This is a genomic window from Halomonas sp. (assembly GCF_041689495.1).
In the GTDB taxonomy this organism is placed as follows: Bacteria; Pseudomonadota; Gammaproteobacteria; order Pseudomonadales; family Halomonadaceae; genus Halomonas.
The window spans coordinates 1-18,532 of sequence record NZ_JBDNGD010000382.1 but is presented as its reverse complement, the minus strand read 5'-3'; the positions used below and the strand labels follow the sequence as shown (position 1 = coordinate 18,532).

Annotated in this window: 17 protein-coding genes; 7 read left to right on the top strand and 10 right to left on the bottom strand. The window is 64.5% G+C overall.

Annotation, left to right across the window (positions count from 1 at the left end):
- The first annotated feature begins 34 nt into the window (after positions 1-34).
- Together folX and ACESMD_RS12150 are read left to right on the top strand one after the other, a co-directional pair.
- Positions 35-445 carry a dihydroneopterin triphosphate 2'-epimerase gene (gene folX, locus ACESMD_RS12155; RefSeq protein WP_372613519.1) on the top strand — a complete coding sequence of 137 codons (411 nt, stop codon included), beginning with the start codon at positions 35-37 and terminating at the stop codon, positions 443-445.
- A 111-nt stretch (positions 446-556) separates the two neighbouring features.
- The gene (locus ACESMD_RS12150) at positions 557-2,014 is read left to right on the top strand and encodes an NAD-dependent succinate-semialdehyde dehydrogenase (protein ID WP_372613513.1); all 1,458 of its coding nucleotides are present in this window, start codon (positions 557-559) and stop codon (positions 2,012-2,014) included.
- A 170-nt stretch (positions 2,015-2,184) separates the two neighbouring features.
- Here ACESMD_RS12150 and purH read toward each other — a convergent pair whose 3' ends face one another.
- The 7 genes from purH to dsbD form a co-directional block, all read right to left on the bottom strand.
- A complete protein-coding gene (purH, locus tag ACESMD_RS12145) occupies positions 2,185-3,765 on the bottom strand; it encodes a bifunctional phosphoribosylaminoimidazolecarboxamide formyltransferase/IMP cyclohydrolase (RefSeq protein ID WP_372613511.1) in 1,581 nt (526 codons plus the stop codon).
- A gap of 66 nt (positions 3,766-3,831) precedes the next feature.
- Positions 3,832-4,065 carry a DNA-binding transcriptional regulator Fis gene (gene fis, locus ACESMD_RS12140; RefSeq protein WP_372613517.1) on the bottom strand — a complete coding sequence of 78 codons (234 nt, stop codon included), beginning with the start codon at positions 4,063-4,065 and terminating at the stop codon, positions 3,832-3,834.
- 107 nt (positions 4,066-4,172) lie between these two features.
- Positions 4,173-5,231: a tRNA dihydrouridine synthase DusB gene (gene dusB, locus ACESMD_RS12135; RefSeq protein WP_372613509.1), complete on the bottom strand. Its 1,059-nt coding sequence runs from the start codon at positions 5,229-5,231 to the stop codon at positions 4,173-4,175.
- A gap of 81 nt (positions 5,232-5,312) precedes the next feature.
- Positions 5,313-6,227, bottom strand: a complete 915-nt coding sequence (gene prmA / locus ACESMD_RS12130; RefSeq protein ID WP_372613507.1) for a 50S ribosomal protein L11 methyltransferase — start codon at positions 6,225-6,227, stop codon at positions 5,313-5,315.
- 30 nt (positions 6,228-6,257) lie between these two features.
- Positions 6,258-7,598, bottom strand: coding sequence for an acetyl-CoA carboxylase biotin carboxylase subunit (accC, locus tag ACESMD_RS12125; RefSeq protein WP_372613505.1), 1,341 nt, complete (start codon positions 7,596-7,598; stop codon positions 6,258-6,260).
- 42 nt (positions 7,599-7,640) lie between these two features.
- Complete coding sequence (accB, locus tag ACESMD_RS12120; RefSeq protein ID WP_372613503.1) at positions 7,641-8,093, bottom strand: acetyl-CoA carboxylase biotin carboxyl carrier protein; 453 nt, start codon at positions 8,091-8,093, stop codon at positions 7,641-7,643.
- Between the two features lie 199 nt (positions 8,094-8,292).
- On the bottom strand, positions 8,293-10,149 hold the full coding sequence (dsbD, locus tag ACESMD_RS12115; protein ID WP_372613515.1) for a protein-disulfide reductase DsbD: 1,857 nt from the start codon (positions 10,147-10,149) through the stop codon (positions 8,293-8,295).
- Positions 10,150-10,346: 197 nt separating this feature from the next.
- Between dsbD and ACESMD_RS12110 the strand changes: the two genes are divergently transcribed.
- The gene (locus ACESMD_RS12110) at positions 10,347-11,354 is read left to right on the top strand and encodes a DUF2333 family protein (RefSeq protein WP_372613501.1); all 1,008 of its coding nucleotides are present in this window, start codon (positions 10,347-10,349) and stop codon (positions 11,352-11,354) included.
- A 62-nt stretch (positions 11,355-11,416) separates the two neighbouring features.
- Here ACESMD_RS12110 and ppa read toward each other — a convergent pair whose 3' ends face one another.
- Positions 11,417-11,947: an inorganic diphosphatase gene (ppa, locus tag ACESMD_RS12105; protein ID WP_372613499.1), complete on the bottom strand. Its 531-nt coding sequence runs from the start codon at positions 11,945-11,947 to the stop codon at positions 11,417-11,419.
- Between the two features lie 231 nt (positions 11,948-12,178).
- Here ppa and ACESMD_RS12100 point away from each other — a divergent pair, with 231 nt between their 5' ends.
- A complete protein-coding gene (locus ACESMD_RS12100; protein ID WP_372613497.1) occupies positions 12,179-13,912 on the top strand; it encodes a protein kinase in 1,734 nt (577 codons plus the stop codon).
- A gap of 13 nt (positions 13,913-13,925) precedes the next feature.
- Here the strand turns inward: ACESMD_RS12100 and ACESMD_RS12095 are convergent, their stop codons facing one another.
- Positions 13,926-15,185: a 6-phosphofructokinase gene (locus ACESMD_RS12095; RefSeq protein WP_372613495.1), complete on the bottom strand. Its 1,260-nt coding sequence runs from the start codon at positions 15,183-15,185 to the stop codon at positions 13,926-13,928.
- 173 nt (positions 15,186-15,358) lie between these two features.
- On the opposite strand from ACESMD_RS12095, the gene mpl reads away from it, so the two are divergent.
- Genes mpl through ACESMD_RS12080 form a run of 3 tightly spaced genes read left to right on the top strand, consistent with a single transcriptional unit; the run spans position 15,359 to position 17,983 of the window.
- Positions 15,359-16,738, top strand: coding sequence for a UDP-N-acetylmuramate:L-alanyl-gamma-D-glutamyl-meso-diaminopimelate ligase (gene mpl, locus ACESMD_RS12090; protein ID WP_372613493.1), 1,380 nt, complete (start codon positions 15,359-15,361; stop codon positions 16,736-16,738).
- The gene (locus ACESMD_RS12085) at positions 16,731-17,363 is read left to right on the top strand and encodes a flavin prenyltransferase UbiX (protein WP_372613491.1); all 633 of its coding nucleotides are present in this window, start codon (positions 16,731-16,733) and stop codon (positions 17,361-17,363) included. The genes mpl and ACESMD_RS12085 overlap by 8 nt, the downstream gene beginning before the upstream one ends.
- Positions 17,360-17,983, top strand: coding sequence for a LysE family translocator (locus ACESMD_RS12080; RefSeq protein WP_372613489.1), 624 nt, complete (start codon positions 17,360-17,362; stop codon positions 17,981-17,983). The genes ACESMD_RS12085 and ACESMD_RS12080 overlap by 4 nt, the downstream gene beginning before the upstream one ends.
- Before the next feature lie 3 nt (positions 17,984-17,986).
- Here ACESMD_RS12080 and ACESMD_RS12075 read toward each other — a convergent pair.
- On the bottom strand, positions 17,987-18,532 hold a 546-nt coding region (locus ACESMD_RS12075), incomplete at its 5' end, for a phosphatase PAP2 family protein (RefSeq protein WP_372613487.1).

Sequence of the window (18,532 nt, the reverse complement as noted above, 5' to 3'; positions counted from 1 at the left end):
TCACCCTGGTCAACGCCCGCTGATGGAGCCCGTGATGCCCCTTCATGGAACCGATGACCCCCACCCCGACAACGATCTGGCGGTGATACGCATCAAGAACCTGCGTCTGCGTACCCATATCGGCATCAAGGAAGACGAGATCCGCAACCGTCAGGATGTGGTGATCAATGCCGTGATCCGGTATCACACCGACAGGGCGGTGGCCTTCAATCATATCGAGCAGGCCCTCAACTATCGCACCATTACCAAGGAGGTGATTGCCCATGTGGAGGACAATCGCTTCCTGCTCCTCGAGCGCATGACCCGCGAGGTGCTCGACCTGATTATGGCCCATGAGCCGGTGCTGACCGCCCAGGTGGAAATCGACAAGCCCTACGCCTTGCGCTTCGCCGATTCGGTCTCGATCACCCTGTCGGCGGCCCGGGATGCTCGACGCGGCCGCTGAGCCGTTTTTGGGTCCGGGTTTCACGCTCACGAAGCTTGGAGCCTCCCGGGCTTTGCGCGTAGCATAGGGGGCAAACCTGCAATGCGCCGTTCGGACGGCTTGGAGACAAAGATGGAAGCCCTGAAGGAAACACAACTCTATTGCCCCTTCGCCTATATCGACGGTAGTTGGGTCGCCGCGGACAGCGGTGAGCAGATCGATGTCATCAATCCGGCCACCGGCGAGACCATGGGCAACGTGCCGCGCCTGGGACGCGCCGAGACGGAGCGCGCCATCGCCGCGGCCGATGCCGCCTTGCCGGCCTGGAAGGCACTGACCGCCCAGGAGCGTGCCGATATCCTGATGAAATGGCATGACCTCATGATCGAGCATCAGAACGATCTGGCCATGATCATGACCCATGAACAGGGCAAGCCGCTCAAGGAAGCCGCCGGGGAAATCGTCTATGCCGCCAGTTTCCTGCGCTGGTTTGCCGAGCAGGGCCGGCGCATCTATGGCGAGACCGTACCGGCCGCCAAGTCCAACCAGCGTATCGTGGTCACCAAGCAGCCGGTGGGAGTGGTGGGTGCCATCACGCCCTGGAACTTCCCGGCGGCGATGATCACGCGCAAGGCGGGTGCCGCCCTGGCCGCTGGTTGTACCATCGTGGTCAAGCCGGCCAGCCAGACGCCTTTCTCGGCCACGGCACTGGCGCTGTTGGCCGAACGGGCCGGCGTGCCTCGCGGCGTCTTCAATGTGGTGCCCGGTCGCGCCTCGGAGATCGCCGCCGCGCTCACCGAGTCAAAGAGGGTGCGCAAGATCACCTTCACCGGCTCCACCGAGGTGGGTCGCACGCTGATGGCGCAGGCCGCCCAGAACATCCAGAAGATCTCCCTGGAACTCGGCGGCAATGCCCCCTTCATCGTCTTCGAGGATGCCGATCTGGATGCGGCGGTGGAAGGCGCCATGGCCGCCAAGTTCCGCAATGCGGGCCAGACCTGCGTCTGCACCAACCGCTTCCTGGTGCAGTCCAGCGTGGTCAACGCCTTCTGCGAGAAGCTGGCGGTGGCCATGAACAGCGAACTCAAGGTGGGCGATGGTACCGAAGCCGGCATCAACATTGGTCCCTTGATCGATCAGGATGCCGTCATTAAGGTCCGTGAACATGTCCATGATGCCGTGGGACACGGTGCTCAGGTCCTGCTCGGCGGTCATCCGCACCCCTTGGGGGGCAACTTCTTCACGCCGACCCTGATCAGCAGCGTCAACGCCAGCATGATGGTGGCTCACGAGGAGACCTTCGGTCCCCTGGCCGCGGTCTTCCCCTTCGATGACGAGGAAGATGCCATCACCATGGCCAACGACACCGAATACGGCCTGGCCTCCTACTTCTATTCCCGTGACCTCGCCAGGGTGTGGCGCGTGTCGGAAGCTTTGGAATACGGCATGGTCGGCATCAATACCGGCCTGATCTCCAACGCCGCCGCGCCCTTCGGCGGTGTCAAGGCCTCGGGCTTGGGCCGCGAAGGCGGCCATCAGGGGCTGGACGAGTTCCTGGAGACCAAGTACCTCTGTATTGACCTTGGATAGCGCCAGCGCCCTTCGAGCACCGCCTAGCGCCCGGCGCCCAGCTGCTCCGTGACGGGCGGCGGGTGTCGGGGAAAGAAACAAGGAAACCCCGTCGGAATGCCTCCGGCGGGGTTTCTTGTTGACGTCTGCCAGGTGGGCAACATCATCCTGCGGCGCGCGGCGCGCGGCGCTCAGTGCCTGAAATGCCGCATCCCGGTAAATACCATGGCGATGCCCGCCTCGTTGGCGGCGTCGATGACTTCCTGGTCGCGTATGGAGCCGCCGGGCTGGATGACGGCGGCGATGCCGGCGTCGGCGGCGGCGTCGATGCCGTCGCGGAAGGGGAAGAAGGCGTCACTGGCCATCACCGAGCCGGGTACCGAGAGGCCCTCGTCGGCGGCCTTGATGCCGGCTATCTTCGCCGAGTAGACGCGGCTCATCTGGCCGGCACCCACGCCGATGGTCCGGCCGTCCTTGGCGTAGACGATGGCGTTGGACTTGACGTACTTGGCCACCTTCCAGGCGAAGGCCAGGTCGCGCATCTCCTGCTCGGTGGGTATCCGCTCGGTGACCACGGTGAGTTCGTCGCGGCCGACCATGCCCAGATCACGGTCTTGTACCAGCAGTCCGCCAGTGACCCGCTTGATGTCATGGGCATACCCTCGCTCGCCCGGCCAGTGTGCGCCGACGTCCAGCAGGCGAACGTTCTGCTTCTCGGCGATGATGGATCGGGCCTCCTCGTCGATTCCCGGCGCGATGATCACCTCGACGAATTGACGGGCGATGATGGCGCGGGCGGTCTCGGCATCCAGCGGGACATTGAAGGCGATGATGCCGCCGAAGGCACTGGTCGGGTCGGTGGCGAAGGCCTTGTCGTAGGCCTGTCGCGCGCTTTCACCCACCGCCACGCCGCAGGGGTTGGCGTGCTTGACGATCACGCAGGCGGTCTCGGTGAAGGCCTTGACGCACTCGAAGGCGGCATCGGTGTCGGCGACGTTGTTGTAGGAGAGTGCCTTGCCCTGTAATTGGGTGGCGGTAGCCACGCCGGCCTCGCTGGCATCGGCGTCGGCATAGAAGGCGGCATTCTGGTGTGGGTTCTCGCCGTAGCGCATGGCCTGCTTCTTGTGGAACTGCAGGTTGTAGGTTCGTGGAAAGCCATCCTCGCCCCCCGGGACCCGCTGGCCCAGGTAGTCGGCGATGGCGGCGTCGTAGCCGGCGGTATGCTCGAAGGCCTTCACCGCCAGGTCGAAGCGGGTCGCGTCGGACACGGCACCGTCCTTGTCGGCGATCTCCGCGAGCACCCGAGCGTAGTCGTCGGCATCCACCACGATGGTGGTATAGGCATGATTCTTGGCGCAGGCGCGCACCATCGTCGGGCCGCCGATGTCGATGTTCTCGATGGCCTCCTCGAGGGTGCAGTCGGGCTTGGAGACTGTCTGGACGAAGGGGTAGAGGTTGACCACCACCATGTCAATGGGGGGGATGTCATGCTTGGCCATGACGGCATCATCCTTGCCGCGGCGACCCAGGATGCCGCCGTGAATCCTGGGGTGAAGGGTCTTGACGCGGCCGTCCATGATCTCGGGAAAGCCGGTGTGTTCCGATACTTCGGTGACCGCGATGCCGTTCTCCTCGAGCAGGCGAAAGGTGCCGCCGGTGGAGAGCAGTTCGATACCCTGTGCGACGAGGCCTCGGGCGAAGTCGACGATGCCGGTCTTGTCGGAAACACTGATCAGGGCTCGGCGAACCGAGGGGATGGAGGCGTTGGCCATTGAAGTCTCTCTGGTCTGGAGGGAAAAGGGTCGAAAACGCGACGGGAGCCTCGCGGACGCCCCGGGTCAGATCAGGCCATAGTGCTTGAGTTTCTTGCGCAGGGTGCCCCGATTGAGCCCCAGGATCTCGGCGGCACGGGTCTGATTGCCTTCGCTATGCTCGAGCACCGAGGCAAGCAACGGTGCCTCGACCTCGGCGATGACCATGGCGTGCAGGCCGGTGACATCGCCGCCATCGAGATGGTCGAAGTAGCGTCGCATGGCGAGATTGACGGCCTCGCGTAGCGGGAGCTCTTGCATGGCGTCCGGACCGGGATCGGTTTGCAGTGGCGTCAGTCCGGAAACCTCACTGTCGGGAGGCATTTCTCCTCCCACTACTTGGGGATTCTGTGGAAAGATCTGGCTGTTCATGCGGCACTGGTTCCATCCGATGACACGGGCCTGGCCGCTCCAGAGGCGGCCTGGGTGAAGTCGTGACTCAACAGCTTGACGATGAAGCGATACTGGGTGGCTGGTGCCTCGAGACCGTTGAACTCGGCCTTGAGTCGGCGGCGATCACTCTCGGTGAGGCGAGAATCGCCGTTCAGGTACCAGCCTAGATGCTTGCGGGCGATGCGTACGCCCATGGGCTGACCATAGAAATCATGCAGGTCGGCGAGATGCTGATGCAAGACCCTGGCGCGTTCCCGGTCGCTCGGTGGCGCCCGGTGTTCGCCATGTTGCAGGTAGTGGTCGATCTCGCCGAAGATCCAGGGATTTCCCTGTGCGCCACGCCCGATCATCACGGCATCCGCCCCAGTATAGTCGAAGATTCGGGTGGCCTTCTCGGGGGAATCGATATCGCCGTTGGCGAACACCGGGATTTCGACGGCGGCCTTGATGGCGGCGATGGTCTCGTACTCCGCTTCGCCGGTGTAGCGCTGCTGGCGGTGGCGGCCGTGTACGGCCAGGGCCTGGATGCCGGCCGATTCGGCCAGGCGCGCCACCCGCACACCGTTGTTGCTGTCGGCACACCAGCCGGTGCGGATCTTGAGCGTCACCGGGACATGCACTGCGGCCACCACCGCCTCGAGGATCTCGGTTACCAGGGCCTCGTCTCGCAGCAGCGCCGATCCTGCGGCCTTGTTGCAGACTTTCTTGGCCGGGCACTCCATGTTGATGTCGATAATCTCGGCCCCCATGGCGACATTCCGTCTGGCCGCTTCGGCCAGCATGGCGGCGTCGCCCCCGGCGATCTGGACCGAGCGAGGGCCGGGTTCACCGCGATGATCCATCCGCAGTCGCGACTTGCGGGTGTGCCAGAGGCCAGGGTCGGCTGTGACCATCTCGCCTACCACCAGGCCGGCTCCCTGCTCGCGACACAGCCGGCGGAAGGGGCGGTCGGTGACGCCTGCCATGGGCGCCAGGATCACCCGGTTGGGGAGGGGGTGGCGACCGATCCGGGGCAGTGGGCGAGCGTCTGGCATGGCATGATCCGATGAGCCTGAGAGGGATCACATCATACGCTGCGACTGGATGATGGTGAAGGTCTCGGCCCAGTGTCTCGATCAACCGGCGCGATGTCCCGACAACCGTACCCAGCCCTCTCGGGTCGCCGGCGCTTCCATGACCAGGCCCTGATGATGGTAGGCCTCGAGGACGTCTTCCGCCTGGGAGGCGAGAATGCCTGAAAGAACGAGTCGGCCACCCGGGGCGACATGGCCGGCGATCATCGGGGCGAGTTCGATCAGCGGGCCGGCGAGGATGTTGGCCACCACGATGGGGAAGACGTTCCCATCGTCGAGCTGCTCGGGGTAACAGAGTCGCAGTGCGTCTTCGGCAATGACATTACGCTGGGCATTGTCGCGGCTGGCCTGCAGCGCCTGGGGGTCGATATCCGTGCCCACGGCGCCAGTCGCCCCCAGTTTCAGGGCGGCGATGGCCAGGATGCCGGAACCGCAGCCGATGTCGAGAATCTTCCGGTCCGGGAGGCTGCCTTCTACTGCCAGTCCGTCGAGCCATTCCAGGCAGAGTGCCGTGGTGGGGTGGGTGCCGGTACCGAAGGCCAGGCCGGGGTCCAGGTGCAGGTTGACGGCATCCAGGTCGGGGGGCTCGTGCCAGCTGGGCACGAGCCACAGGCGTTGTCCCATGCGCAGTGGCTGGAAGTCTTCCATCCATCCCCGTTCCCAGTCGCGGTCGGCGATCAACTCATAGTCGATCTGCGGCGTCGGTTCACCGGGCATCGACTCGGCCCAGGCGGCCGTCAGCCGGTCGAGCATCGCCTCGATGCCCTCCAGGTCATCGTAGAGGCCGGTAAGCACCGTTTCTTCCCACAGCGGGGTGGTGCCGCGCTCGGGTTCGAATACGGGCTTGTCGTGGGCGTCCTGGAGGGTAATGGCGGTCGCGCCCTCGGCGAGGAGCAGCTCTTCGAGGGTCTCGGCCTGTTCGGGGGCGATCTGCGCCTTGAGTTGTAGCCAGGGCATGGGGCGGGTCCGTGGTCGGTCGGAGAGAGGCTACAGCCCCAGCTTCTTCTCCAGGTAATGGATATTGACGCCACCCTGCTGGAAGTAGCCGTCGCGCACCAGGTCCTTGTGCAGGTCGATGTTGGTCTTGATGCCTTCCACGAGTAACTCGTCCAGGGCATTGCGCATCCGCGTCAGTGCCGTTTCCCGGTCGGCACCCCAGGTGATCAGCTTGCCGATAAGGGAATCGTAATGTGGCGGTACCGTATAGCCCGTGTAGAGGTGGGAATCCATGCGTACGCCCAGGCCGCCCGGCGAGTGGTAGAGGCTGACCTTGCCGGGGGAGGGCATGAAGGTTCGAGAATCCTCGGCATTGATACGGCACTCGAAAGCGTGGCCGCTGAGCTTGATGTCCTCCTGGGAGATCGACAGCGGCAGGCCCGAGGCGATCCGTAACTGTTCCTTGACGATATCGACACCCGTGACCATCTCGGATACGGGATGCTCGACCTGGACGCGGGTATTCATCTCGATGAAGAAGAACTCACCGTCCTCGTAGAGGAATTCGAAGGTACCGGCGCCGCGATAGTCGATGGTGATGCAGGCCTCGCGACAGGCCTCGAGCACCCGGGCACGCGCCTCGGGCTCGAGCATGGGCGCGGGGGCCTCCTCGAGTACCTTCTGGTGACGCCGCTGGAGGGAGCAGTCGCGGTCATAGAGATGAATGGCATGCCCCTGGCCGTCGGCCAGAACCTGCACCTCCACGTGACGCGGTTTCTCCAGGAACTTCTCCATGTAGACGGTGCCGTCGCCGAAGAAGGAATGGGCCTCGTTACGGGTCACGTTGACCGCCGACAGCAGATGGGCCTCGGTATGCACCACGCGCATGCCGCGACCGCCGCCGCCGGCCGCCACCTTGATGATGACCGGATAGCCGATGCGTCGGGCCACGGCGACGATCTCGCCCTCGTCATCCGGCAGGGGGCCGTCGGAACCCGAAACTGTGGGGACGCCGGCCTTCTTCATGGCCGCGATGGCACTCACCTTGTCGCCCATCAGGCGGATGGTCTCGGGGCGGGGACCGATGAAGACGAAACCGGACTGCTCCACCTGTTCGGCGAAGTTGGCATTTTCCGAGAGAAAGCCATAGCCGGGATGAATGGCGCTAGCGTCTGTGACCTCCGCGGCACTGATCAGGGAGGGGATATTGAGATAGGACAGCGTCGAGGACGCCGGGCCGATGCACACGGCCTCGTCGGCCAGGCGCACATGCATCAACTCCCGGTCGGCCTTGGAATGGACCGCGACCGTCTTGATACCCAGTTCCTTGCAGGCCCGGAGGATACGCAGGGCGATCTCGCCACGATTGGCGATGAGAACCTTGTCCAGCATGTTGAATTCGCCAATGTCGGTTGATGGAGGACGTCGGATACGTCAGGCGATGATCATTAGTGGCTGGTCGAATTCGACCGGCTCGCCATCCTCGATCAGGAAGGCTTCGATCACGCCATCCCGGTCGGCTTCGATCTGGTTCATCATCTTCATGGCCTCGACCAGGCAGACGGTGTCGCCCTTCTTGACCGTTGAGCCGATCTCCACGAAGGGCTTCGAGCCGGGGGCGGGTGATCGATAGAAGGTGCCCACCATGGGCGAGGTCAGGGCCCTGTCCTGATAATCCGGGGGGGGCTCCTCGGCAGGTGCACTCGGCTGGGGCGCAGGAGACGGCTGGCTCGGGGCGGGGTGGTACTGTGGCGTCGGGGGCTGCCAGTTCGTCCCGTCAGGATTACGGCTGATGCGCACCGATTCCTCGCCTTCCTGGATCTCGATTTCGCTGATATTGGATTCTTCAAGCAGCTCGATCAGCTTCTTTACCTTGCGGATGTCCATGATTCTGTCTCGATCGATGGGTCTCGGTGATTGGCGGTTGGCAGGGGCGTGTCGTCCCGAGCCAACTTGCGATGGATCGCGGCAAGATGGCGACGCTTTTCGCCAAAACTGGCCTTGATTACGAAGTAAAGCGAAGTGTGCCGAAAATCCAGCGGTAAGTCCAGCCAGTGGAAACAGTGTTCGATTGTGCCCGTCGGGGTCAGCTTCGCTCGGTTTTCAACCACTCGAGCAATGACTCGAGGTGGTTGGCCAGGGCGGGTGCACGGACCTCCCCCTGGATCCGGGCCTGGCGAAGTTCCCGGCGCTCGTCGAAGAAGAGCAGGCTGGGCGGGCCGAAGAGCTCGAAGTGGTCCAGCAGAGCACGGCTGTCCTCGTTCGTCTCGGTGACGTCGAGATCGATGCGGGCGAAGGCCGAGAGGGGCTCGGCCACTTCAGGTGTCGGGTAGACCTGGCGTTCCATCACCTTGCAGGAAATGCACCAGTCGGCGGTGACGTGCACGAAGGCGGGGCGATTGGCTTGCGAGGCTCGCGCGAGTGCCGCTTCGAAATCGTCCATGTTACTGACGGTGGTGATCTCGGGCGGCGCCGGGGTGTCGGTTGCGTCGTTTCCGACGATGCCCGCCAGGGGGCGAAGGGGGTCCTGGCCACCGGCGGCAGCCCCGAGCACCAGGGCTAGGCCCCAGGTCAGCAGCAGGACGCCGGCGGCCTGCCGGACTCGTGGCCATCCTGCTGGCTGGTTAACCGTGAGTGCCCCCAGTGCCAGGGCGCTGCCGATGGCCAGGCCCGCCCAGAGCAGCAGGGCGACCGAAGGCGCCACCAGGCGCTCGATGAGCCAGATCGCGACCCCCAGGAGCAGTATACCGAAGGCGATCTTGATGCCGTTCATCCAGGCCCCGGTTTTCGGCAAGAGGGTGGTGCCGAAGGTGCCGACGACCATCAGCGGTACCCCCATGCCTAGGCTCAGAGCGAGCAGGGCGGCGCCGCCCATCAGGGCATCGCCGCTGGTGGAGATGAACACCAGGGCTCCGGCCAGCGGGGCCGAGACGCAGGGTGACACCACCAGTACCGACAGCGCCCCCGCCAGCGCCAGGCCGGCCGGTCCGCTGCGCTGTGCCCGTGCTTGCCAGGCGTCGATCCGGCCCGCGAGGGCGGGAGACAGTCTCGGGCTGAAGGTCCCGAACATCGCCATGGCAAAGAGGGCGAATAGGACGGCAAAGCCGATCAGCACCGGGGCGGACTGGAGACGTGCCTGGAGGTTCAGGCCGGCCCCGAAGAGTCCCATGAGTACGCCAACCGCGGCATAGGTCAGTGACATTCCGGCCACATAGCTGGCCGAGAGAGCGAAGGCCCGCGGCCGCCCCGGGTTCTGGCCGACGATGATCGACGACAGAATGGGAATCATCGGCAGGACGCATGGCGTGAAGGTGAGACCCAGGCCCGCCAGGAAGAACAGGCCCAGAATCAGCGGCAGGCTGGCCTGGTTCATCAGGGCGCTGAAACGGCCATCCTCGCTCTGGGGGGCGGAGGGTGAGGCGATCTCGCTGGATGAGGCTCTTTCGTTGTCCGCGCTTACGTCATCGGCGTTCCAGCCAACGAAGGCCGCGGGTGTCGAGCGCTCGGCGGCCTCGAGGTCAACCCGCTCGGGAGGATAGCAGAGCCCGGCATCGGCACACCCCTGGAAGCCGAGGGTGAGGGAAAATGGGCCGGCGGCACCCTCGTTGATCGGCAACTCGAGGACCACGCGATCATAGAAGACATACACGTCGCCGAGGAAGTCGTCACTCTTGAACTCCCCGGGTGGCAGCTGAAGCTCGCCCAGGGAGACGTCGGCGTCGCCTGTTTCCACGGCGAACCGGTGGCGATACAGATAGTAGCCATCGGCATTCTCGATACCCACGTAGAGGGTCTCGCCGTCGTGCCAGGCAGTGGGCTGGAAGGCCTCCAGTACCGGCAGGAAGGCATCGTTGGAGGAACTGGACGAGAACCACTGAGCCTGTCCGCTCACTGGCAGACAGAGCAACAGAATCAGATAGATGAGACGACGCAAGTTCAAGATCGATTCCTTCCCCGGACATGGCCCCGCTCTGGCGAGGGCGCTTTCAAGGGCATCCGCAGACCTCGATGGTTCCACAGGACAGACGGTCGACTGTTAGGATAGAGCCTTGACGGGCATAGTCTACCCTGCTCTGTTGACCGTGGCTGCGCCCCATTGTCGCGCTGCCTGATTCTCACCCATTGCAGGACACCATGACCATGGCGATGACAGGGAAGCGCGTCCCTCGGCGCAACCGCAGGACGGAAGCGCTGGAGCGCCCGGATTATGGTTGGATCTGGAAACCGCTACTAGCGCTGGCGGTGATCTATCTGCTGGCGACCCTGGCACTGAGCACCTGGTGGAGCCTTGAACCTTCCCGCTTCGATGTCGAAGGCGCCACCGCCGAACGCCGTGGCCAGGTGGCCGCCGAACCGGCCTCCCGCGGCGCCGTCACTACGGCGACCCTGATCACCACGGTGGCGACGCTGCTGGAAAAGCCGGGCGGCTATGTCCGCAATGATCTCGCGCCGCCGGGTCTCTGGCTCGACAACATGCCCAATTGGGAGCTCGGCGTCCTGAATCAGGCCCGTGACCTCGCCGACTCGCTGCCGCTCATGGAAAGCGAGGCAGTTCCCGCGCTGGACCTGGTCGGCGAGTCATTGCGGGACGACAGCCGCGATTGGTTAATGCCGTCCACCGAGGATCGGCTGGAAAGCGCACTGGGTGCCCTCGACGGCTACCTGCTGACGCTTTCCGAGACCGGTGACGCCGAGTTCGTCGCCGGGGCGGGCCTGGATGCCTGGCTCGACCGGGTGGCGGGGCGCCTGGATGATCTGGGACGGCGCCTCTCGTCCAGTGTGGCGAGTCGCGAGCAACTGGGCGACCTGAACCTCAACCAGTTGCCGCCGCGAACGCCTCGACTGAGAGTGGACGATATCTTCTACGAGGCGCGGGGTAGCGGCTGGGCCCTCGTGCATTTCTTCGAGGCGGTTCGCCGTGATCAGCAGGATGCGCTGGTGGATGGCGATGTCCAGGCGCAATGGGAGCTGTTGATCGCCGAACTCGAGCGCACCCAGCGCCGCCTCTGGAGCCCTATGGTGCTCAATGGCTCGGGTTTCGGGATCATTGCCAACCATTCACAGGTGATGGCCAACCATATGATGCGTGCCCGTGACCTGGCCAGGGAAGTGTCCGAACGCCTCGAGGCGCCGGCCCCGTCCTCTTGAGCGCTTCCCGCTCGGGTCCCGATCAACACCTCGCCGATCACAGAGTGCCGGATCAGGGATGATCAGGCCTTCTGGTAGGCGGCCACGGCCTTTTCGATGGCCTTGCGCGCCGCCTCGGCGCCATCCCAGGATTCCACCTTGACCCACTTGCCCTTCTCGAGATCCTTGTAGTTCTCGAAGAAGTGGGCGATCTGCTGGCGAAGCAGCTCGGGCAGGTCGGTTACCTCATGGACATCGTCGTAGAGGCTCGAGAGCTTAGGATGGGGGACACAGATCAGCTTGGCATCCTCACCGGCCTCGTCGGTCATGTTGAGGATGCCGACCGGGCGTGCGCGAATGATGCTGCCGGGGGTCACTGGGCAGGGTGTTACCACCAGCGCATCCAGGGCATCGCCATCATCGGCGAGGGTGTGGGGGATGAAGCCATAATTGGCCGGGTAGAACATCGGCGTGGCCATGAACCGATCGACCATCAGGGCGCCCATGTCTTTGTTGACCTCGTACTTGATCGGGTCGTGGTTGGCCGGGATCTCGATGACGACGTAGACGTCGTTGGGGAGTTCCTTGCCAGCGGGAATGTTGTCGAAGTTCATTGTGGCTACCTTCGTTTGACGTTTCGAGTGGGCGAAAAAAATCCGGCCAAGTATAAGGAGGCGTCCGTATGATTACCAATGCAACCTTGGTGTCGAGGTGCCGCGAAAGAGGCCTGGGGTGCCATGCGGCCTTGGTAGAGCTCCCGGGACGGGTCGAGCCGTGTATCATGATCGTCTGTTGGAATGGCTCGGCCTGGGCCCGACGCGCCATCCTGTCGTGAGGAGATTGACTTGGCTTCTGCCCAGTTGTCGTTGAGTTATGGTCAGGCCTTCGTGGCCCCGGATCGACGCCGCCACCGCAGCTCGATGTCGGTGCGCTTCCCCGAACCGCCGCTCTTGTCCACCAAGGGTGCCTGCGCACTGATCAGCGATTCGACCTCGAGTAACGCCATCGCCAAGCAGGCAGGAGACCTCAGTGTACGCGGATTCCTGTCCGACTATTTCTCTACCCCCGACTACTGGGATGTCAAGACATCGGCCACTCGGGTCCTGAATGCCCTGAACGGCTGGAGCTTCAGCCAGAGCCAGCTTCTTCGCGAGGGCAACTACGTCTCCTCCCTGTCGGTCATGGTCTATCGCGGTCGCGAGGCCCACCTGTTCCACATGGGCGATACGCTGGTCTTTCGTCTGCATGGCGCCGAGTTCGAACAGCTGTCCCGGGACCATGTCACCGAACTGGGCGGCTATCGCTACCCCTCCCGGGCCCTGGGCATGGACGGCAACATCGATATCGATTGCCTGCGTATGCCGCTCAATCAGGGTGACCTCTTCCTTTTCACTACCCATGCCGTCCAGGGTACCCTGTTACCCTCCGACTATGTCCAGTTGATCCGCGAGGACGCCAGCGATCTGGATGCTGCCTGCGAGCGACTCGCCCGGGCAGCGGATCAGCGCGCCCAGGCCAGGGGATACGGCGCCGAGCAGTTCTGTTTCCAGCTGGTACGCATCGACCAGCTGCCCGAGGAGAAGAAGGATCAGCCCGACCGGCTGTATGGCGACCTGCCCATCCCCCTGGAATTGGTCCCTGGGGACCGGCTGGATGGCCTGGAGGTCCAGGCGGTGATGTCACGGACCGCGCACTCGCGGGTCTATCGGGTGCGTGACCGCGACACTGACCGGGAGATGGTGATGAAGGCACCCAGCCCGGAACTCTCCAACCGCAATGTCTATCTGGAGCACTTCCTGCTCCAGCAATGGGTGGTGGAGCGGGTCAGGTCACCCTTCGTGGTCAGGATCGTTCTGCCCCCGCGACCGCGTCACTTTCTCTACTACCTGATGGCCTATGTGGAGGGAGAGACACTGGTCGACTGGGCCCGTCGGCATCCCCAGGCCAGTCTGGCGCAACGCCTGGATATCGCCAACCAGCTTGGCAAGGCCGTCCAGGCCCTGCATCACCGCGACGTTCTGCATCAGCAGATCCACCCGGTAAATGTCCTGATCGATACCCACGGCATGGTGCTCCTGATAGATTTCAGCGCTTGTCACCTTCGCGACGTGGACGGCCACAAGCGCACTCGGGAGCTGGTTCGACAGGTAGGGCTTACTGAACACAGTGCGCCCGAGTACGCCCTGGATGACAGCGTGGGTCGCCGCAGCGACCAGTATTCCCTGGCCTCGACGGTCTACTGGCTGCTGACCGGGGACTTGCCCTATGCGCTGGCGCCCCACCGGCTTCACGGCCATACCGATCTGGAACAGCTAGCCTATCGGAGTGCCCGTCTGCGCAACCCGGAGGTGCCGCCGGCGCTCGACGAGGCCCTGAGGCGTGCCCTGGATCCCCAGCGGGCGCTGCGCTTCCGGCGCATGTCGGAATTCCTGCACGCCCTGCGTCGGCCTCTCCGGGGAGACCGGGGAGAACACAGCCGAGGGGCCGGCTCACGATTGCTCCGCGAGCCGTCCAACTTCTGGCAGGGGGTGGCGGGGATTCTGCTTCTGCTGCTGGTGCTTTCCTGGTTGCTGAGATAGGACATTACCCTGATTAAATCTTGAAGTCGGGCAGCTTGCGCTCGACGCGATGCTTGACGAGCTTCGCGACTCGGGGCAGGCCGTTGTCGAAGGGAGGGTAGTCCTCGCCCTGGATCAACGGCGACAGATAGCGTCGGCAGGACTCGGTGATGCCGAATCCGTCCTCACGGATGAACTCCCGGGGCATCAATTTCTCGCGGTTGGCCACTTCGAACAGGGGGGCTGCCTCGATGCGCCATTCGTAGGGGGCGTCAGTGACGCGCTTGATGGTCGGCATCATGGCGTTCTTCCCGGCGATGGCCAGTTCCACGGCCTTCTCGCCGACGGCATAGGCCTGTTCCACATCGGTCCTCGAGGCCAGGTGTCGGGCGGCGCGCTGCAGGTAGTCCGCGACCGCCCAATGGTACTTGTAGCCCAGGTCCTGCTTGACCATGCCGGCCAGGGTGGGGGCGACGCCACCCAGTTGCCGGTGGCCGAAGGCATCGGTGTTGCCGGAATCGGCGAGGAAGGTGCCGTCCTCGTAGATGGCGCCCTCCGAGACCACGATCACACAGTAGCCATAGGCTTTTACGGCCTCTTCGACACGCGCCATCACCCTGGCGCGATCGAAGGCGATCTCGGGGAAGATCACCAGATGGGGAGGATCGCCCTCGCCGTTTCCGGCCAGGGCGCCGGCGGCGGCGATCCAGCCCGCGTGGCGACCCATCACCTCGAGGACGAAGACCTTGGTGGAGGTCGCGCACATGGAGGCGATGTCCAGGGAGGCTTCCAAGGTGGAGGTGGCGATGTACTTGGCGACGCTGCCGAAGCCGGGTGAGTTGTCGGTGATGGGCAGGTCGTTGTCCACGGTCTTGGGCACGTGGATGGCGGTGAGGGGGTAGCCGAGGCGCTCGGAAAGCTGCGAGACCTTCAGGCAGGTGTCGGCGCTGTCGCCACCGCCGTTGTAGAAGAAGTAGCGGATGTCATGGGCCCTGAAGACTTCGATCAGGCGCTCGTACTGGGTTCGATGGGTCTCGATGTCCTTGAGCTTGTAGCGGCAGGAGCCAAAGGCGCCGCCCGGCGTGTGGCGAAGTGCCTCGATGGTCTCGTCCGACTCGTGACTCACGTCGATCAGGTCCTCGGTCAGGGCGCCGATGATGCCGTTGTGACCGGCATAGACCTTGCCGATCTGATCCGCATGGCGACGGCAGGCCTGAACGACGCCACAGGCGCTGGCGTTGATCACGGCGGTGACACCGCCCGACTGGGCGTAGAAGGCATTGTGCTGGGCCATGGGGCTATTCCGCTCCGGGTCTCGTCGAGGGTGGTAAAGGACTCGTGATTCTAGCCGAATGCGACCTTGCCTGCATCCGGGCGGGGGCTTGGCAGGGCAGCAGGGTGCTGGAGCCGGGCTCCGGCAGCATGCTAGTCTCGCGTCTTCCCCGGCAAGCGCCCATCGGAGAGAGCATGCATCTTCATATTCTCGGCATCTGCGGTACCTTCATGGGCAGTCTGGCCTTGCTGGCCAGGGAACAGGGGTTCGCTGTCAGCGGCTCGGATGCCAATGTGTATCCGCCCATGAGCACTCAGCTCGTCGAGGCAGGCATCGTCCTCTGCGAGGGTTATACCGCCGAGAACCTCCATCCCCGGCCTGATCTTGTGGTCATCGGCAATGCCCTGTCCCGTGGCAATCCCGAAGTCGAGGCGGTGCTGGATGCCGGCCTGCCCTATGTCTCCGGCCCCGAATGGCTGGCCGATCATGTCCTGCCCGGGCGGCGAGTGATTGCCGTGGCCGGGACCCATGGCAAGACCACCACGGCGAGCCTGCTGGCCTGGTTGCTGGAATCCGCCGGTCTGGCCCCCGGTTTCCTGATCGGCGGAGTGCCGCGCAACTTCGGGATATCCGCTCGCCTGGGTGACCCGGATGCTCCCTTCGTGGTGGAAGCCGATGAATACGATACGGCCTTCTTCGACAAGCGCTCCAAGTTCGTGCATTACCGCCCCTGGACCGCCGTTCTGGCCAACCTCGAATTCGATCATGCCGACATCTTTCCCGATCTGGCGGCAATCGAGCGGCAGTTCCACCATCTGGTGCGAACCGTGCCCGGTAGCGGCCACCTTCTGGCAGGCGATGGAGAGCCGGCGCTGGAGCGAGTGCTGGAGATGGGGTGCTGGACCCCGGTCGGGCGTTTCGGCACCCGGGAAGACAGCGCCTGGCGACTGGTGCTGGAGCGGGAGGACGCCTCACGATTTCGGGTCATTCACCGGGAGGGCCGGGTCGACGAGGATGCCGTGGTTGACTGGCCATTGACCGGTGCCTACAACGCTCGTAATGCCCTGGGGGCCCTGGCGGCGGCGCGTCTGCTGGGTGTCGATCTGGCCCGGGGATGCGCGGCGCTGGCCCGCTTCGCGACGCCGCGGCGGCGTCAGGAATTGCGGGGAGAGGTGGCGGGTATCCAGGTCATCGATGATTTCGCCCATCATCCCACGGCGATTACCGCGACCCTGGAGGGGTTGCGAGCGGCTACCCCGCGAGGCCGGCTGCTGGCCGTGATCGAACCCCGCTCCAACACCATGCGCCTGGGTACACTGCGCGACCGCCTGGCGGCCAGTGTAGCTTCGGCAGATGCCGCCTGGTGGTTCCAGCCGCCGGGCCTCGACTGGTCGCTTGCCCCGATCCTCGCCGCGAGTGCGATCCCGGCGAACCAGTCGGATGACCTCGATGCACTGGTGGCAGCCCTGGTGGCCGAGGCGCGTCCCCTGGATCGTATCGTGGTGATGTCCAATGGCGGCTTCGGTGGCATCCACGAGAAGCTGCTGGCGGCCCTGGAGGCGGCCCATGGCTGAATCCCTGTCAACAGCCGACTTCAAACCACCGGTGACCGTGGCCCTGACCGGTGCCTCGGGCGCCCAGTACGGCTTGCGCCTGATCGAGGCCCTGGTGGCGGCCGACCACCAGGTATGGACGATGGTCTCAAAGGCGGCGCATCTAGTGATCGCTACCGAAACCGATATCGAGCTGCCGGCGCGTCCCGATCGCCTGGCCCAGGAACTGACCCGGCGAAGCGGTGCCGCCCAGGGCCAGATTCGCTGCTTCGGCCGCGAAGACTGGATGGCCCCGGTGGCATCGGGCTCCGGTGCACCCTCGGCCATGGTGATATGCCCCTGTTCGACGGGGACCCTGTCGGCGGTGGCCTGCGGTGCCAGCAACAACCTCATCGAACGCGCTGCGGATGTGGCGCTCAAGGAACGGCGTCGCCTGATTCTGGTCCCCCGTGAGGCGCCATTCTCGGCGATTCACCTGGAACACATGCTTTCCTTGACGCGGATGGGTGCGGTGATCCTGCCGGCCGCCCCGGGTTTCTACCACCGGCCGACCTGCGTCGATGACCTGATCGACTTCATCGTCGCGCGGATCCTCAACCAGTTGGGGATCGAGCACCGCCTGATGCCCCGCTGGGGAGAGTCGTGATCAGCCCGGCCGTTTTGTCGGTCTTCATTCCGACCTTCCTGCTTGTTTCCCTGACACCCGGTCTGTGCATGACGCTTTCGATGGTCCTGGGCATGACCCAGGGCGTTCGACGGACCATTTGGATGATGGTCGGAGAACTGGTGGGCGTGGGACTGGTGGCCGTGGCGGCGGGTGCCGGGGTCGCGGCCCTGATGCTACGCCAGCCGGAGCTGTTCGCGATCTTCAAGTGGGTTGGCGGGGCCTACCTCGCTTACCTGGGTGTGATGATGTGGCATTCCCGGGGACGCATGGCCATTCCCGCAGGGGACGTCACCTTGCCGAGGGCCTCGCGACGTCATCTGGTCATCCAGGGCTTCGTCACGGCCATTGCCAACCCCAAGGGCTGGGCCTTCTTCGTGGCCCTGCTGCCCCCCTTTCTCGATGCCTCCCGGGGGATGGTCGGTCAGCTTCTGGTTCTGGTCGCCATGATCCTGACTATCGAGTTTCTCTGCCTGCTGCTCTACGCCGCCGGCGGTCGTACCCTGCGACGCCTGCTCGGTGAGCGTGACAAGGTGCGCCTGCTCAACCGCATCGCCGGGTCGCTGATGGTCGGCGTGGGCCTCTGGCTGGCACTGGGGTAGGCGCTAGATAGGTGGCAACCAGACCAGCCGCGCGGCGACCAGGATCAGCGAGGCACCGGCCAGCCATGCGGCAGGGCAGGGGCTCAACGGCTCCCGGTGAGACTCTTGCCAGGACAGACGGACCAGGGCGCAGACCACCAGGCCGAGCAGGGCACCCCCGACCAGGTCACTGAACCAGTGAACCCCGATGACCAGGCGCGACGAGGCCATCAACATCGTCATCAGAATGGCGACCCAGTAGACCCCGTGCCCGCGGTGACGGGGGACTTCCTGGCCGATGAAGGCCGCGGCCAGCCCCACGACCACGACGGTGGCGGACACATGGGCACTGGGATAGGCGAAGGAGTCGACGAGATGCGCGGGAAGGTCGGGACGCTCACGCCCGATCAGCGTCTTTCCGAGGGTGTTGAGCAGGGCAATGCCGACCAGGCCGGCGGTGAGATGCCAGAAGGCCGCCCTGTGTCCTTCCTTCAGTAGCCATAGGCCCCAGGGCAGGACTAGAGCCAGGATGCCGTAGGTGTCACCGCTCCGAGCCAGGGCTTGTCCGAT

Bases quoted from the DNA above. Each gene is read 5' to 3' on its own strand.
- dusB (WP_372613509.1), bottom strand. From the start codon at position 5,231: ATGCCAGACGCTCGCCCACTGCCCCGGATCGGTCGCCACCCCCTCCCC.
- ACESMD_RS12095 (WP_372613495.1), bottom strand. From the start codon at position 15,185: ATGGCCCAGCACAATGCCTTCTACGCCCAGTCGGGCGGTGTCACCGCC.
- folX (WP_372613519.1), top strand. From the start codon at position 35: ATGCCCCTTCATGGAACCGATGACCCCCACCCCGACAACGATCTGGCG.
- accC (WP_372613505.1), bottom strand. From the start codon at position 7,598: ATGCTGGACAAGGTTCTCATCGCCAATCGTGGCGAGATCGCCCTGCGT.
- fis (WP_372613517.1), bottom strand. From the start codon at position 4,065: ATGCAAGAGCTCCCGCTACGCGAGGCCGTCAATCTCGCCATGCGACGC.
- ACESMD_RS12085 (WP_372613491.1), top strand. From the start codon at position 16,731: ATGGCTGAATCCCTGTCAACAGCCGACTTCAAACCACCGGTGACCGTG.
- ppa (WP_372613499.1), bottom strand. From the start codon at position 11,947: ATGAACTTCGACAACATTCCCGCTGGCAAGGAACTCCCCAACGACGTC.
- accB (WP_372613503.1), bottom strand. From the start codon at position 8,093: ATGGACATCCGCAAGGTAAAGAAGCTGATCGAGCTGCTTGAAGAATCC.
- mpl (WP_372613493.1), top strand. From the start codon at position 15,359: ATGCATCTTCATATTCTCGGCATCTGCGGTACCTTCATGGGCAGTCTG.
- ACESMD_RS12110 (WP_372613501.1), top strand. From the start codon at position 10,347: ATGGCGATGACAGGGAAGCGCGTCCCTCGGCGCAACCGCAGGACGGAA.
- ACESMD_RS12150 (WP_372613513.1), top strand. From the start codon at position 557: ATGGAAGCCCTGAAGGAAACACAACTCTATTGCCCCTTCGCCTATATC.
- purH (WP_372613511.1), bottom strand. From the start codon at position 3,765: ATGGCCAACGCCTCCATCCCCTCGGTTCGCCGAGCCCTGATCAGTGTT.
- prmA (WP_372613507.1), bottom strand. From the start codon at position 6,227: ATGCCCTGGCTACAACTCAAGGCGCAGATCGCCCCCGAACAGGCCGAG.